The organism is Streptomyces sp. NPDC002889 (assembly GCF_042888425.1).
In the GTDB taxonomy this organism is placed as follows: domain Bacteria; phylum Actinomycetota; class Actinomycetes; order Streptomycetales; family Streptomycetaceae; genus Streptomyces.
Genome location: NZ_JBIAPT010000001.1, coordinates 1 through 14,354 on the forward strand (window position 1 = coordinate 1; position 14,354 = coordinate 14,354).

Sequence of the window (14,354 nt, forward strand, 5' to 3'; positions counted from 1 at the left end):
CACCGTCTCCGTGGCGGCCGGCGCCGGAGTGGCGGTGACCGTCGAGGTCACGGTTGCAGCAGGTGCTGCCTTCTTGCTCGCTGCGGTGCCGGTCTTCGTCTCGCCGTCAGACCCGGCGACGATGCCTATGAAGAACAGCATCAGCGCGGCCGGTATCAAGATCCGCTTACGTGCCCACTTCGGGCGCTCCGGCTGCGGAGTCGGCGGCACGTACGGGCTGGGGCCCCCAGGGGCGGGTGGCTGGCCCCAAGGCGGCGGCTGCGACGGCGGGTTGTGTGACATGGAGCTCCCAAGGGACGCGACGAAGGAAGCCGACCGTAGCGGGTACACCGCTGGATACTGGGCAGTTTCGCTGGATAGCGGAACCTCGCCAACCTTCAATCTCACAGACGGTATCGAGGCCCGGAGACGTACGACCTGGACGAGGTCTGCGCTGGTGCCCCCGGAAGGTTTCGAAACCTGCGACACCCGCTTCAAGGAGCGAGGTGAGCGAGTCGGGGCCTGACCAGCGGCAGGTTAACTGTGGCGCTGGCTGGCCAAAGCCCCCGCCGGCAGCCGCAGCTCCCTATGAGTCTCCGCCCCACCTGGCGCGGTCGTGGGACGGGGAAGAACGACGAAGCTGGAGTGATGATTCGAGTGGTTGATGGCCGGGCCGGTTACAGCAGCAGTGCCCATACGCTCAACAAGCAGCCCCCCATGGCGATGCCTGTGTGGAGAGCCACCCACAGCATGAATAGACGCACCCTGAATAGCCGAGGGAACTTCGTTTGTTGATCGCGTTGGACCTCGGCCCACGTTGCACCAATAGAAACAGCTGGGTGCAGAGCGTCAAGCTTCTTCCGAAGGCTAACGGCTTGTGCGTTGTGTAGAGCATTCCGTTCCCGGTACTTCATGCATGCCAATGCCCCGTACGACCCAAGCAACGTCATGGGAACCGTGACAACCAGGACTGACGGTCGCAGGCCTCTTTGCGCGATGAACCCCAGCCCGGCTGCTGCTACCAGAATCACGATGTTGGTCAGGACCGCGCGTTGGTTCTCCACCTGCCGCGCCTGGTCACATTGTGACTTCCAGAACTCGATAAGGACGTCACTGTCATCAGCCATGGCCCCCCCGAATGCATTTGTCTGTCCACTCCAAGGTACGAGCAGCGTCGGGCATGGCGCATCGACATACGGAAACTAGGTCGCCAGTTTGAGGTCGGTGGAGTCTCGATGATGGGCGAGTCAACCATGTCAGCGATCTTGAAAGCCGTCGTGGCAGCGATGTCACCGTGGGTTCAAATCCAACACCCACCGCAGGTGGACGGCCCCTGACCAGGTAACTCGGTCAGGGGGCGTTCGCATGAGCTTTGCCTGCCAGCGACCGCTGTTCCCCGCTGCTTTCCGACCGAACGGGCACGGGAGGGGCACGGCCCCCTTTTGATCCCTAGCTCTAGCCGGATCGGCCAGTGACGGCCATTCCAGCCGCTACCAGGCCCCGGAGGGACGCTACCGGACGCTGGCGATTGCTGGGGTTGCGGTACCTGGCTGCTGTACCGCAGGATCCCGGCGGGGGTGACCATGGAACGGCATTTGCTGGAGAAGCTGTTGGCCGGTGACGACGAGGCGTCCGTGGTTGCTCTGGCCTCCCTCCGCAGCGGCGCCACCTACAGCGTGGGAGACAGGGCGCATCCCGCAGAGCGGCATGCCGGAGTCTTCGGGCACCGCTTCGGCGCATGCGGATGCACGGAGTCGAACCTCTTGGGCTGGAACGAGCAGTGCAGCTCCTCCGCGAACATGGCTGGCCGGTGCGCGTAGGGCTGATCGATCCTGCCGATCGGACATGGACCTTCCTGCTCCTGCTCACCGAGGACGGCAGCGCACTGGTGGCCTGCGCCGGCTGGCAGTGGGTTGCCAAGGAATCACCGCTTTAGGAGCGAGGTGGGGCGAGTTGGGGCCTGACCTGGGTAACGCTGGCTTTGGCGCCTCCGGCTCCTCAGCCCCGCTGACAGCCGCCGTTCCTCGTGACTCCCCGCTCGATCTGGCACGCCTGTGGCACGGGCTGACCCTCTCGATGCGAACTATCGGCTGGGCGGTCGCTGAGGTCTGCCTGGCTGGTAAGGCGGCCGCAGAGGGTTGGTGGGGGTCGGCGCCGGTTGCTGTGGTTGCTGTACTTCGCTGCTGTACGGCTTGAGCTGCCTGGTGGGCGTTGGCGAGGTGTTGTGGCCTGCCAGGGGTGCTTGACCACCAATGGTCCGCGACCGCTGAATAGCCCGGGATCCGCGTTCGTTGCACCACCGTACCCGTTCGGCCTGATGAGCTAACCGACCATGTTCGGGCCGAGGGCGCTGTCTGCGGCGCGAGCCACTCCGCCTGGAGCTGCGGAGCCATGAAGGTCGGTGGCGGTCCTGAAGCCGCTCCGGTTGAGAAGGCGTCGTTTCCGGTGAACTGGACGGCGTTCAGGGAGATCGCGTCACCAGCATTCAGTTGCACGATCGTGGACACGTCCTGTGAAATCGAATTGGCCCCAGCGGTTGTGATGGTGTCCTGCCGGTCAAGGGCAACGTGGGTGATGCCGTTGACCAGAATACGAAGCTCACGAAACCCGCCCGGATTCAGGGTGAAGGCCCATAGAAGCCTTCCCTTGAGGAGGTAGCGCCCGGCAGTGAGAAGATACTTGGGCCGATATCGACCGTGGGTCCGGTGGGTCCTGTCGCCCCGGTCGGTCCCGTAGCACCCGTCGGGCCAGTGGGTCCCGTGGCACCTACGCCTGTTGGACCCGCGGCACCGGTCGGCTGCGCCACCCGGGCCGCTCGTCGCGCTTACGCGTCCACCCATGCTGTGAGCCACGGCCGCGACCGGACTGGCACCCCGGCCGCCAGGACCAGCGCGAGCGAGGCGATCGTGCCGCCGGCCATCCACCTGGCTCGACGGGGCAGAGGTTCCCAGCGGGGACCGTGTCGTGGTGTCAGGACCCATGTGCAAGCTCCTTGTTTCGATCGCTTGGGGACTCCACGTCCGAACCCAAGGGCGAGCCTGTCCCGTGGGCGGCCGATCGATCGGCACACCTGGTCGACACGGCAAGCGCGGCGGCGTCCGGCCGGCGCCGCCGCGCTGTGCGCGGCACCTCCCCGGCTTCACCCTTCGCACTTATACGCATCTGATGCCGTCGAGTGAGGCTCGCACTCGGGCCGCCGTTGATCGAGTCTTCAGGAAGGACGATGTTGCCGCCGACGGCCCTGAGACGGCCCAAGAGGGTGCACGGGTCCCTGACCTGCGGCTCACTCAATAGCGCTGGTTCAGATAGCCCAGCAGCTCTTCGTGGAGCCGTCCGTTCGATGCCGCGGCGTTGCCGCTGTGCGGTCCCGGCCGGCCGTCGAGGCCGGTGAAGGTGCCTCCCGCCTCCTGGACGACGACCGCGGTGGCCGCCATGTCCCACAAGGACAGCTCCGGCTCCGCGCAGATGTCCACCGAGCCCTCGGCGACCATCATGTACGGCCAGAAGTCGCCGTACCCCCGGGTGCGCCAGCAGGCGCGGGTCAGGTCCAGGAACCCGTCGAGCCGCCCCTGCGCCTCCCAGCCGCTCAGCGAGGAGTACGCGAACGAGGCGTCCTGGATCCGCTCCACCTCGGAGACCCGGATCCGGCTCGCGGAGGAGAGGCTGCGGCCCGTGTACGCGCCCGTGCCCTTCGCCGCCCACCAGCGGCGGCCCAGCGCCGGGGCGGAGACGACACCCACCACCGGCTGGAAGCCCGGAGTGCCATCGGCACCCGCTTCCATCAGAGAGATCAGCGTCGCCCAGACCGGAACGCCGCGCACGTAGTTCTTGGTTCCGTCGATCGGGTCGACGACCCAGCGGCGTGGCCCCGTGCCCTCGATGCCGAACTCCTCGCCGAGGATCGCATCGCGCGGCCGTGCCCGCTGAAGATGCCCGCGGATCAGCTCCTCGGCCGCCTTGTCCGCCTCGCTCACCGGTGTCATGTCCGGCTTGGTCTCGACCTTGAGGTCCAGAGCCTTGAACCGTTCCATGGTCACGGCGTCGGCGGCGTCCGCGAGGACATGGGCAAGGCGCAGATCATCGTGGTAATCGGGCATGGCCGCCACTCTATCGGTGCACGTGGCTCCCTTCCCGGGCTGCGGCGGGGCGCCATCGGCGCCGGCCCGGCGGCGCCTGCGTCACGGCTATTGACAGTGGAGGAGCGCGAGTCAACTCTGTGCCGAGAGTCCGGACCCACACCCCCCGCCGGGAGTGCGCGCCCGGAGCCGCCCGGCAGGGGAGGCGACGATGCCCGCAGCCCGAGAGTCACTGCTGAACGCAGCGCTCGTGGCACTCGGCGACCTGCCCTGGTCCGCGGTGCGGATGGTCGACGTCGCCTCCGCCGCCGGTGTCTCGCGCCAGACCCTCTACAACGAGTTCGGCAGCAAGGACGGCCTCGCCCGCGCTCTTGTCCGGCGGGAGGCGGACAGGTACCTGCACGGTGTGGAACGGGTGTTGGCGCAGCGGACCGAGGCCGGCGACCGGCTGGTGGCCCTGGCGCAGTGGACCGTGGCGGAGGCCGGAGAAAGGCCGCTGCTGCGCGCCCTGCTGACCGGCTGCTGGGGGGAGCGGATGCCGGCGCCCAGGCCGGTGCGGCAGGGCGCCGTGCTCTGCGGACTGCCCGCACAGCGCCGGGCCGATGCGAGGCTGCCGGCCCCGGCCGACCTGGTCGCCACGGTACGGGACCGGTCGGTCACCGCCCTCGGCGCCGGGTGCCAGGACGGGCGGGCGGAGCTGGCGCAGCGCTGTGAGCTGGCGGTGCGGCTCGCCCTGTCGTATGTCGTCGCACCGGTCGGCGAGGGCGTCGACCGGCTCGTACGCGGGGCCCTGGGCGCCGTGCTCAGTGCGAGGAGCCCGAGAGCTGCAGACCGATGACGCCGACGATCACCAGTGTGATCGAGACGATCTTGAGAGTGGAGACCACGTCGTCGAGGAAGACCATTCCGTAGATCGCGGTGCCTGCGGCGCCGATGCCCGTCCACACCGCGTACGCGGGACCCACGTCGAGCTTCCTCAGCGCGAGCGTCAGCAGCCCGAAACTGCCCAGCGCGAACGCGGCGAACGCGATCGTCGGCCAGAGCCTGGTGAAACCGTGCGACAGCTTGAGGCAGACGGCGAAGCCCGTTTCCAGAAGTCCGGCGACCACGACCAGCAGCCACGACATCGTCTGTGCCTCCGCATAGGTCGGTGACCGCTTCGTCTGACTTGGTGCGATTATGCCCTTACCAGCAACGACGATCCGCAAACGTGCCTGACTCAGTCACCTTCGCGTCGCTCACGGGTGGACATCAGACGCCGCAGTGAGTACAGCCGCGCGGGATCGGCATGGCCGTCGGCCACCCATTGGTCCAGCGCGCAGTCCCGCTCGTCGTGCGAGCAGGCCCGTGGGCACCCCTGCGTGCCGGGCTCCAGATCCGGGAAGGCCTGGATGACCCGGGAGGGGTCGACATGGTGCAACCCGAAGGAGCGCACGCCCGGCGTATCGATCACCCAGCCGCCCTCCTTGTCCGCGAGCGGGAGGGCGAGTGCCGATGTCGTGGTGTGCCGGCCCCGGCCGGTGACCGCGTTGACCACGCCCGTCGTGCGGCGCCTGTCCTCCGGGACAAGGGCGTTGACCAGGGTCGTCTTGCCGACGCCCGAGTGGCCGACGAACGCGGTCGTCCGGCCGATCAGATACTCACGAACCCGGTCCGCGGCAAGGCCGTCCACGAACTCCTCGCGGGTGGTGACCACATGGGCCACACCGAGTGCCCCGTACATCTCCAACAGTTCGTCCGCCGGGGCGAGATCGGACTTGGTGAGCACCAGGAGCGGCTCGAGGCCGGCGTCGTACGCCGCCACCAGACAGCGGTCGATCAGGCGCGGGCGCGGCTCGGGGTCGGCGAGCGCGGTCACGATCGCGAGCTGGTCGGCGTTGGCGACGACCACACGCTCGAACGGATCGTCGTCGTCGGCCGTGCGACGCAGCACCGAGCGGCGCTCCTCGATACGCACGATGCGGGCCAGGGTGTCCTTGGCGCCGGAGAGATCCCCGACGATGCCCACCCGGTCGCCCACCACGGCCGCCTTGCGGCCCAGTTCGCGCGCCTTCATCGCCAGCACGACCCGGTCCTCGACGAGGCAGGTCAGTCGGCCCCGGTCGACGGTGAGGACCATGCCCTCGGCGGCATCCTCGTGCTTGGGGCGGATGTTGCTGCGGGGCCGGTTGCCCTTGCGGTTGGGGCGCGACCGGATGTCGTCCTCGTCGGTGTGCTTGCCGTAGCGGCGCATATCGTCAGGCCCCGAGCATTCCGGTCCACATCTGCGGGAAGTCCGGCAGGGTCTTGGCGGTTGTCGCCACGTTCTCGATCTGTACGCCCTCCACCGCCAGGCCGATGATCGCTCCTGCCGTGGCCATCCGGTGGTCGTCGTAGGTGTGGAAGACGCCGCCGTGCAGTGGCCGCGGGCGGATCAGCAGGCCGTCCTCGGTCTCGGTGACATCGCCGCCGAGCTCGTTGATCTCCTTGGTGAGGGCGGCCAGCCGGTCCGTCTCGTGCAGACGCAAGTGCGCCACGCCGCGCAGCGTGGACGGGGAGTCGGCGAGCGCCGCGACCGCCGCGATGCCGGGGGTCAGTTCTCCGACTTCGCCGAGGTCGACGTCGATGCCATGGATACGCCCGCTGCCGGTGAAGACCAGGGCGGTGCCGTCCGGGGTCGTCGTCAGCTCGCAGGAACCGCCCATCTCGGTGAAGATCTCGCGCAGCGCGTCACCGGGTTGGGTGGTGCGCTCCGGCCAGTCCGGGATCGTGACCCGGCCACCGGTGACCAGCGCCGCCGCCAGGAAGGGCTGGGCGTTGGACAGATCGGGCTCGACGGTCAGGTCCCGGCCGAGCAGCGCGCTCGGTGAGACCCGCCAGACGTTGGGCTCACCGCCGGTCTCCGGCTCGTCGACCTGTGCGCCGACCGCGCGCAGCATGTCGACGGTCATCCGGATGTGCGGCATGGAAGGGAGTCTGCCGCCGACGTGGCGTACCTCCACGCCCTGGTTGAACCGGGGTGCGGACAGCAGCAGGGCGGAGACGAACTGCGAGGACGAGGAGGCGTCGATCCGGACCGGTCCGCCGTCCAGCGCGCCGCCGCCGTGCACGGTCATCGGCAGGGCGCCGCGGCCGTCGTCGTCGATGCGGGCGCCCAGTACGCGCAGCGCGTCGATCACACCGTTCAGCGGGCGCTCGTACGAACGGGGATCGCCGTCGAAGCGGACCGAGCCGTCGGCGAGGGCGGCGACGGGGGGCAGGAATCGCATGACCGTACCGGCGTTGCCTACGTCCACGGTGGCCGGGCCGTGCAGCCCGGTGGGGATGACCCGCCAGGCTTCACCGGCGCCTCCGGTGGTGCTGGAGGAGACCGTCTCCTCGATGCCGACGCCCAGCGTGCGCAGGGCCGAGGCCATCAGCAGGGTGTCGCGGGAACGCAGCGGACGGCGCAGCCAGCCGGGCTCGGCGGCCAGCGCGGCCAGCACCAGGGCCCGGTTGGTGACCGATTTCGAGCCGGGCACGGTGACCGTCGCTTCGACGGCGCCGGTCGCGAGCGGGGCGGGCCAGAGGGCGGGTTGCACGGAGCTTTCGGTCATGGGCCTCACTTTAGTGGCTCGACGCGAGGCCCGATCTTGATCAGAAGCACTGAAACCGGGGCAAATGGGCCACGAAGGGCCGCGGCGGTTCGGTCAGAGTCCGAGCAGCCAGCGGCCGCCGCCTATCAGGGACGTGAGCGACACGGCGTGGAAGAGGAACAGCCACAGGGCCGGCGGCACGTTGGTCAGCCGGGCGAGCTGGTCCGCATCCGAGTCAGGGGCCCCGCCGTGCCTCCGCTTGGACTGGAGCTCGAAGGGCGGCCGTACGCCGCCGAGCAGCAGGAACCAGACAGCCGCATAGGCGAAGGCGGCCTGGACGCCGGGCTCGGTCAGCCAGGACACGAGCACGAACGCCGCTCCGGCGACGACCACCGTGAACACGCCGTACGCGTTCCGGATCATGATCAGCATTGCCAGCAGCAGCGCGGTGGCCAGCCAGAGCAGCAGTGTGATGTGGTGCGCGGCGAGCAGCCAGGCCCCGCCGAGGCCCAACAGCGACGGGGCGGTGTAGCCCGCGGCCGCGGTCAGGATCATGCCGAGGCCGGTCGGCTTGCCGCGGCTGACGGTCAGCCCGCTGGTGTCCGAATGCAGCCGGATGCCCTGCAGCCGGCGGCCGGTGACCAGAGCGATCAGGCCGTGGCCGCCCTCGTGGGCGATGGTCACCGCGTTGCGCGAGAACCGCCAGGCGGCCCCAGGTGTCACGGCGGCCAGCGCGACCACGGCCGTGGCGATGACGAGCCACTGCTCGGGGGCGGGCTGGCTGCCGAAGACGCGGTCCCACAGGTCGGCGACCGAGGTGATGCCCAGGGGCATGCCCGAGGCAATGAAGGAGTGTGTGCTGTCCATGTCTCGGGCGGGCTCCTCGGGATGGTGGTCGGGCGGCTTGCGGGAGTGGCAGTGTGGCACTTATGTGCGGACGGTATGCGGCGAGTCGTAGGCCCGAGGATCTCGTGGGCCTGTTCGAGGTCGAGAAGTGGGAGCCGGAGGAAACGCTGGCGCCCGACTGGAACGTGGCGCCCACCAAGGAGGTCTACGCGATTCTCGAACGTCCTCTCAAAGACGCCGAGGACCGGAGTCCGGTTCGCCAGCTCCGGACGCTGAAGTGGGGGCTGGTGCCGTCGTGGGCCAAGTCGCCGGAGGGCGGGGCCCGCATGATCAACGCGCGGGCGGAGACGGTGCACGAGAAGCCGTCGTTCCGCAGGCCGTTCGTCTCCCGGCGCTGCATCCTCCCGGCGGACGGCTATTACGAGTGGGTGACCGGCGCCGAGGAGCGGGAGCTCGAGGTCGAGGGCAGGAAGAAGCGGCCGCGTAAGCAGCCGTACTTCGTGACGCCGTCGGACGGGTCCGTGTTCGCGATGGCGGGCCTGTACGAGTTCTGGCGGGACCGCACACTGCCGGACGATCATCCGCGGGCCTGGTGGGTGACGTGCTCGGTGATCACCACCGAGGCGGAGAAGGGGCCGCTGGGGGTGGCCCCGGCACAGGGGCCGCGGTCGCTGTCGGACATCCACCCGCGGATGCCGCTGATGCTGACACCGGACCGGTGGGACGCCTGGCTGGACCCGTCCCGTACGGACCTGGAGGACCTGCGGATGCTGCTGGAGCCGCCGGAGGGCGGGCTCATGCGGGCGTATCCGGTGACGACGGCGGTCAGCAACGTCCGCAACAACGGCCCTGAGCTGCTGGAGGAACTCGCGGGCCCCGAGGTGGCCACGCTGTTCTGACGCCTCCCCCACGCTCCCCCGACCCGCCTCAGAGCCTCGTCCGCGGCCCCGTCCCGTGACCGGGGGCAGGGCCCCGGGGACCTCCGGGCCCGGCGTGGGCGCGCCGCGTCGCGTGCCCCGATGGGGGAGCATGGGCCGCGTGAGTCGGGTTGAGATCGTTCGGACCGAGGCCGGTGACGCCCGCGTCAGCTGGTGGCCGGCCGACAAGGCGCGGGGCGTGCTGGCCCTCGGGCACGGGGCCGGGGGCGGTATCGAGGCGCGGGACCTGAAGGCGGTCGCGGAGGTGCTGCCCGCGCACGGTGTGACCGTCGCGCTCGTCGAGCAGCCGTGGCGTGTCGCCGGGAAGAAGGTCGCACCGGCGCCCAGGACACTGGACGTCGGCTGGCGCGGCGTATGGCCCGTCCTGGAGAAAGCGGGGCTGCCCGTCGTCTCCGGTGGGCGCAGTGCCGGGGCGCGCGTCGCGTGTCGGACCGCCGTCGAGCTCGGTGCCGTGGGTGTGCTCGCGCTGAGTTTCCCCCTGCATCCGCCCGGCCGCCCCGAGAGATCACGTGTCCAGGAGCTCCTCGACGCCGGTGTGCCCACCCTTGTCGTACAGGGCGGCAACGACCCCTTCGGCCGCCCGGACGAGTTCCCCGATGGAGCATACGAGCTGGTGGAAGTCCCGCACGGGGATCACGGGTTCGCCGTGCCGAAGCGGGCCGGTGTCGGGGAGGCCGAGACCCTGCAGATGATCACCGACGCCGTGCGGGACTGGACACGGAGACGGTGGGAATGATGCGCGTGCGGTCGCTGTTGTGGCGAATGTCTGAACGTCAGCTACAGAGTATGGAGTAGGGAGTCCGCCACATGGGTACGACCTTCTGCCCGACAGCCGGGCGCGCGACCGGGCTCGACTGGACAGTGCTTTCCATGGGCAGGGCCGAGCGGGCTCGGGCGGCGGGCGGAACGGATCGGCAGGCCTCGTCGGAGCATGGTCGACTATTCTCCGATTCGAGCGGGTCCGCACTCGGTCCCGTCACAGCGTTGGAGGAGGTGGGTCCGGTCACTGGGACCGACGCAGGGACCGACGACGGCCAGGCGGAGCAGCCCGAGGAGACGACCGCCGAGCGCAATGCCCGTTTCGAGCGGGACGCCCTCGGCTTTCTCGACCAGATGTACTCGGCCGCGCTGCGCATGACACGTAACCCGGCCGATGCCGAGGACCTCGTGCAGGAGACGTATGCCAAGGCGTACGGATCCTTCCACCAGTTCCGCGAGGGCACGAACCTCAAGGCCTGGCTGTACCGGATCCTCACGAACACCTTCATCAACTCCTACCGCAAGAAGCAGCGCGAGCCCCAGCGCAGTGCGGCGGAGGAGATCGAGGACTGGCAGCTCGCGCGCGCCGAGTCGCACATGTCGACCGGACTGCGCTCAGCGGAGTCGCAAGCCCTCGACCACCTGCCGGACTCGGACGTGAAGGCGGCACTGCAGACGATCCCCGAGGAGTTCCGGATCGCGGTCTATCTCGCGGACGTAGAAGGCTTTGCGTACAAGGAGATCGCGGACATCATGGGGACACCCATCGGTACGGTGATGTCCCGCCTGCACCGCGGCCGCCGCCAGCTGCGCGGCATGCTCGAGGACTACGCCCGTGACCGCGGGCTCGTCCCGGCCGGTGCGGGGGAGTCGAACGACGTGAAAGGCTCGGGCTCATGAGCTGCGGAGAGCCGCATGAGACGGACTGCTCAGAGGTCCTGGACCACCTCTACGAGTTCCTCGACCGGGAGATGCCCGACAGCGACTGCACCAAGTTCGAGGTGCACTTCGAGGAGTGCTCCCCGTGCCTGGAGAAGTACGGACTCGAGCAGGCCGTGAAGAAGCTGGTCAAGCGGTGCTGCGGGCATGACGACGTGCCGAGCGATCTGCGTGCCAAGGTCATGGGGCGCATCGATCTGATCCGTTCGGGCCAGGCGGTGCCCGACCAGGACGTGGCGACGGCCCAGGAGTAGGGCCGGAGCACAGCCCGCCCAGGAACGCATGCACATACAGGGTGCGCCGCGCACAGCGCGGCGCACCCTGTGCGTATGTCACTCGTACGTGCGAATGGGCGGCGAACGGCAGCCCGTCCCCCCTCAACTCGCTAGCGTGGCGCTCGATGTGAGGAGGGTGCGGGGCAGTGACGGCCTTACCCAGGGCAGCTCGTGTGTACATCGCGGGCGCCGTGCTGTCCGCGGCGGCGTGTGCCGCCCCGGCCGCATGGGCAGCCGGGGTGCCATGGAGCACCGTGCTGCTGCTCGCCGCGCTGTACGCCGTGTGCGAGCTGCCCGCGCGCTGCCGCTATCTCGGCGACTCGGTCCCGGTGAGTGCCGGGTCGTTCTTCCCCGTACTGCTCGCCGCGGCATTCCTGCTGCCGCCCGCCGTGGCCGCCCTCGTCCCCGTACCCGGAGCACTGCTGGGGCGGGTGGACCGGCCCCCGGCAACAGCCCGGCGGATCTGGCGGGCGGCCCAGCTGGCCCCCCCGACCTGGGCAGCGGGGCAGGTGTATCTGCTGCTCGGGGGTGACCACACGCTGCGCGCGCCGGACTTTCCGTTCGCGCTGCTGCCGGCGGCAGGCGGCGCGCTCGCGTTCTGTCTGGTGCTGACGGTGCTCGAGGGGGGCATCCGGGTCACGGCCGAGCGGGTACCGCTGCGCAGCGCCTGGCGGGGGCTGCTGCCGGCATCGTCGGCGCCGCACTGTGTGCACGGGCTCGCCGGACTGATGATGGCGGTGCTGTGGAGCAGTCCGTACGGGCCGGTGTCCGCGCTGTTCGTGCTGCTGCCGATGTACATCTCCTGCTGGATCTTCGCGCAGTACCACCGTGAACGTGCCGCACACCAGGCGACGATCAGGGCGCTGGTGCAGGCGGTCGACATCAAGGACCGGTACACCCGCGGGCACAGCGAACGCGTGGGGCGGGCGTCGGTGCTGATCGCACGCGAACTGAGCATGGAGGAAGGCCGGCTGGAAGTGCTCCGGTTCGCCGGGATCCTGCACGACGTGGGCAAGCTCGGAGTGCCGACCCGGGTGCTGCGCAAGGACGGGCCACTGACGCCTCAGGAGCGGCGCGTGATCGAGCTGCATCCGGAGTACGGGCACGAGATGGTGCGCGGCATCGGATTCCTGGGCGAGGCGCGGGCCGCGATCCTGCACCACCACGAGCGGATGGACGGCAGCGGCTATCCGTACGGCCTCGTCGGCAGCCAGATCCCGGAGTTCGCACGGGTGGTGGCGGTGGCGGACGCGTTCGACGCGATGACCTCGACCCGGTCCTACAGCAGAGCGAGACCGGTGCCGGTGGCGCTGGCGGAGCTGGAGCGGTGCGCGGGGACCCAGTTCGATCCGCAGATGGTGCGGGCCCTGGTGCGGGCGCTGGCACGGCACGGCTGGGAGACATCCGTGACGTCGGACGAGGCGATGGCCGTGGGGGCGCCGCGAGGGCAGGAGCCAGGTGAGGCGCCGCCCGGGCCCGTCCCGCCGCCGTGGCGGGTGCGGGCCGGGTGAGGGCGCCGTCAGGCGGCACCGGGCGCGGCAGGGACACCGCAGGGGCAGGGATGAGGCGCCGCCCCGGGGGCCTCGTCGTCATCGTGTACGCCGCCAGTTTCGGTCTGACCGCGGCGGCGCTCGGTCATGTCGCATGGGCGGGGCTGGAGCAGCGCGGGATCGCGCTCGCCTTCGGGGTGTTCATCGCCGTGGGGGAACTCGCGCGGTCGGGGTCCCTGCCCGGGGTGGGGGAACCCCCCGTGCTCGAAGAGCCATGGGGGAGAGAGCCCGCACCGCTCGGGTCCGCGGGAGCACTGGCGTACGCCCTGCTCGGGGACTGCGCCGGGCAGCCCACGAGCCACGGCGTACTGCAGGTCGTCGCGGTCGTGCTCGCCGGCGCGCTCGCGGGGGCCGTACCGCATGTCGCCCGCGGGCGAGGGCCCTCTCTCGATCACGTGGTGCGTCGGGTGCTGACGGCCGGCTTCGCCGCCGTGTGCTTCCAACCGCTATACAACTCGAGGGAGTTGGACCGCCATGCCGGGCACGGGCCGTACTACGCCCTCTTTCTGCTGGTCCTGCTGGTGCTCACCGCGCTCTGCGACGCCGTACTCACCGCCGCGCTGCTGAGGGCCCGCACCCTCCCCCACGGCGTCAGACGCATGGGGGGCACCCCCGTCCCGTACGGGCCACTGCTGCGCGACGAGCTGCGGGCGCTGCTCGGCATAGGCTCGGCCGTCTGCGCCACCGGCGCGGTCATGGCGCTCGCCGTCGCCGTCGCCGGGCTGTGGGCGCTGCCCGTGTTCTGTGTGCCCCTGCTGCTGACCCAGCTGTCGTTCCGCCGGTACACGGCCGTCAGAACCACCTACCGGCAGACCATCGCCTCGCTCGCCCGCGCCACCGAGATCGCCGGATACACCCGGCCCGGCCACGCCCACCGGGTCGCCGCACTCAGCACCGCCGTGGGACGTGAGATGGGCCTCTCCGGTCCCGATCTGACCGTGCTGGAGTACGCGGCCCTGATGCACGACATCGGGCAGCTCTCCCTCCTCGACCCGGTCGCGGAGGGGGCCACCGCCGGCCTGCCGGTCGCCGAGCAGCGGCGGATCGCGCTGCTGGGCGGGGCCGTGGTCCGCCAGACCGGTGTCCCCGCGGCCGTCGCCGCCGTCGTGGAGCAGCAGGCCGACCCCTACCGGGACCAGCCGCTGCCCGCCCGGATCGTCCGTGCCGTCAATGCATACGACGATCTGACCGGGGGAAGCGGAGGAAGTGCGGGCGGGGCGCTCACCGCACTGGAGCGGCTGCGGCTCGGCACCGGGCACGACTACCAGCCCGAGGTCGTCGAGTCCCTTGCCAGAGTCCTTGCCCGAGGCGGTCTGGCCCCGGTTCCGCCGGGGTAACCCATGGGTAATGAGCGAGCCTGCGACCGGGCATGGTTGGATGCGAAAGAAGGCACACAAGCTGGCACACAGGCATGCGTCCGGGGGCAGTGACCCGAGCG

The 14,354-nt window shown here is 70.1% G+C and carries 14 protein-coding genes; 9 read left to right on the top strand and 5 right to left on the bottom strand.

What is annotated here, in order from left to right; translation table 11 throughout:
• The first annotated feature begins 1,562 nt into the window (after window positions 1–1,562).
• A complete protein-coding gene (locus tag ACFYWI_RS00005; protein ID WP_389222945.1) occupies window positions 1,563–1,799 on the top strand; it encodes a hypothetical protein in 237 nt (78 codons plus the stop codon).
• Complete coding sequence (locus ACFYWI_RS00010) at window positions 1,790–1,915, top strand: hypothetical protein (RefSeq protein WP_389222948.1); 126 nt, start codon at window positions 1,790–1,792, stop codon at window positions 1,913–1,915. Before ACFYWI_RS00005 ends, ACFYWI_RS00010 begins: the two co-directional genes overlap by 10 nt.
• A 1,351-nt stretch (window positions 1,916–3,266) precedes the next feature.
• On the opposite strand, the gene hisN is transcribed toward ACFYWI_RS00010, so the two are convergent.
• On the bottom strand, window positions 3,267–4,076 hold the full coding sequence (hisN, locus tag ACFYWI_RS00015; RefSeq protein WP_389222951.1) for a histidinol-phosphatase: 810 nt from the start codon (window positions 4,074–4,076) through the stop codon (window positions 3,267–3,269).
• Between the two features lie 190 nt (window positions 4,077–4,266).
• Here hisN and ACFYWI_RS00020 point away from each other — a divergent pair, with 190 nt between their 5' ends.
• The gene (locus ACFYWI_RS00020) at window positions 4,267–4,893 is read left to right on the top strand and encodes a TetR/AcrR family transcriptional regulator (RefSeq protein WP_389222954.1); all 627 of its coding nucleotides are present in this window, start codon (window positions 4,267–4,269) and stop codon (window positions 4,891–4,893) included.
• On the opposite strand, the gene ACFYWI_RS00025 is transcribed toward ACFYWI_RS00020, so the two are convergent.
• The 4 genes from ACFYWI_RS00025 to ACFYWI_RS00040 all read right to left on the bottom strand — a co-directional run bounded on the left by ACFYWI_RS00025 (window position 4,859) and on the right by ACFYWI_RS00040 (window position 8,443).
• Complete coding sequence (locus ACFYWI_RS00025; RefSeq protein ID WP_389222957.1) at window positions 4,859–5,182, bottom strand: DMT family transporter; 324 nt, start codon at window positions 5,180–5,182, stop codon at window positions 4,859–4,861. The genes ACFYWI_RS00020 and ACFYWI_RS00025 overlap by 35 nt on opposite strands.
• 92 nt (window positions 5,183–5,274) lie before the next feature.
• Entirely contained in the window at window positions 5,275–6,288 is a 1,014-nt protein-coding gene (rsgA, locus tag ACFYWI_RS00030; RefSeq protein WP_389222960.1) for a ribosome small subunit-dependent GTPase A, read from the bottom strand.
• Window positions 6,289–6,292: 4 nt separating this feature from the next.
• Entirely contained in the window at window positions 6,293–7,630 is a 1,338-nt protein-coding gene (gene aroA / locus ACFYWI_RS00035) for a 3-phosphoshikimate 1-carboxyvinyltransferase (protein WP_389222963.1), read from the bottom strand.
• Window positions 7,631–7,723: 93 nt separating this feature from the next.
• Window positions 7,724–8,443, bottom strand: coding sequence for a M50 family metallopeptidase (locus ACFYWI_RS00040; RefSeq protein ID WP_389224392.1), 720 nt, complete (start codon window positions 8,441–8,443; stop codon window positions 7,724–7,726).
• 95 nt (window positions 8,444–8,538) lie between these two features.
• On the opposite strand from ACFYWI_RS00040, the gene ACFYWI_RS00045 reads away from it, so the two are divergent.
• From ACFYWI_RS00045 to ACFYWI_RS00070, 6 genes are all read left to right on the top strand, one after another.
• Window positions 8,539–9,354, top strand: coding sequence for an SOS response-associated peptidase (locus ACFYWI_RS00045; RefSeq protein ID WP_389222966.1), 816 nt, complete (start codon window positions 8,539–8,541; stop codon window positions 9,352–9,354).
• A gap of 130 nt (window positions 9,355–9,484) precedes the next feature.
• Window positions 9,485–10,129, top strand: a complete 645-nt coding sequence (locus tag ACFYWI_RS00050; RefSeq protein WP_389222969.1) for an alpha/beta family hydrolase — start codon at window positions 9,485–9,487, stop codon at window positions 10,127–10,129.
• Window positions 10,130–10,386: 257 nt separating this feature from the next.
• Window positions 10,387–11,052, top strand: coding sequence for a sigma-70 family RNA polymerase sigma factor (locus ACFYWI_RS00055; RefSeq protein ID WP_389222972.1), 666 nt, complete (start codon window positions 10,387–10,389; stop codon window positions 11,050–11,052).
• The gene (gene rsrA / locus ACFYWI_RS00060) at window positions 11,049–11,345 is read left to right on the top strand and encodes a mycothiol system anti-sigma-R factor (protein ID WP_389222975.1); all 297 of its coding nucleotides are present in this window, start codon (window positions 11,049–11,051) and stop codon (window positions 11,343–11,345) included. Before ACFYWI_RS00055 ends, rsrA begins: the two co-directional genes overlap by 4 nt.
• A 167-nt stretch (window positions 11,346–11,512) precedes the next feature.
• A complete protein-coding gene (locus ACFYWI_RS00065; protein WP_389222978.1) occupies window positions 11,513–12,877 on the top strand; it encodes an HD-GYP domain-containing protein in 1,365 nt (454 codons plus the stop codon).
• 50 nt (window positions 12,878–12,927) lie between these two features.
• The gene (locus ACFYWI_RS00070; RefSeq protein WP_389222981.1) at window positions 12,928–14,253 is read left to right on the top strand and encodes an HD-GYP domain-containing protein; all 1,326 of its coding nucleotides are present in this window, start codon (window positions 12,928–12,930) and stop codon (window positions 14,251–14,253) included.
• Window positions 14,254–14,354 lie beyond the last annotated feature (101 nt).

Bases quoted from the DNA above. Each gene is read 5' to 3' on its own strand.
- ACFYWI_RS00045 (WP_389222966.1), top strand. From the start codon at position 8,539: ATGTGCGGACGGTATGCGGCGAGTCGTAGGCCCGAGGATCTCGTGGGC.
- rsrA (WP_389222975.1), top strand. From the start codon at position 11,049: ATGAGCTGCGGAGAGCCGCATGAGACGGACTGCTCAGAGGTCCTGGAC.
- ACFYWI_RS00050 (WP_389222969.1), top strand. From the start codon at position 9,485: ATGGGCCGCGTGAGTCGGGTTGAGATCGTTCGGACCGAGGCCGGTGAC.
- ACFYWI_RS00040 (WP_389224392.1), bottom strand. From the start codon at position 8,443: ATGCCCCTGGGCATCACCTCGGTCGCCGACCTGTGGGACCGCGTCTTC.
- aroA (WP_389222963.1), bottom strand. From the start codon at position 7,630: ATGACCGAAAGCTCCGTGCAACCCGCCCTCTGGCCCGCCCCGCTCGCG.
- hisN (WP_389222951.1), bottom strand. From the start codon at position 4,076: ATGCCCGATTACCACGATGATCTGCGCCTTGCCCATGTCCTCGCGGAC.
- ACFYWI_RS00020 (WP_389222954.1), top strand. From the start codon at position 4,267: ATGCCCGCAGCCCGAGAGTCACTGCTGAACGCAGCGCTCGTGGCACTC.
- ACFYWI_RS00005 (WP_389222945.1), top strand. From the start codon at position 1,563: ATGGAACGGCATTTGCTGGAGAAGCTGTTGGCCGGTGACGACGAGGCG.
- ACFYWI_RS00070 (WP_389222981.1), top strand. From the start codon at position 12,928: ATGAGGCGCCGCCCCGGGGGCCTCGTCGTCATCGTGTACGCCGCCAGT.
- rsgA (WP_389222960.1), bottom strand. From the start codon at position 6,288: ATGCGCCGCTACGGCAAGCACACCGACGAGGACGACATCCGGTCGCGC.
- ACFYWI_RS00025 (WP_389222957.1), bottom strand. From the start codon at position 5,182: ATGTCGTGGCTGCTGGTCGTGGTCGCCGGACTTCTGGAAACGGGCTTC.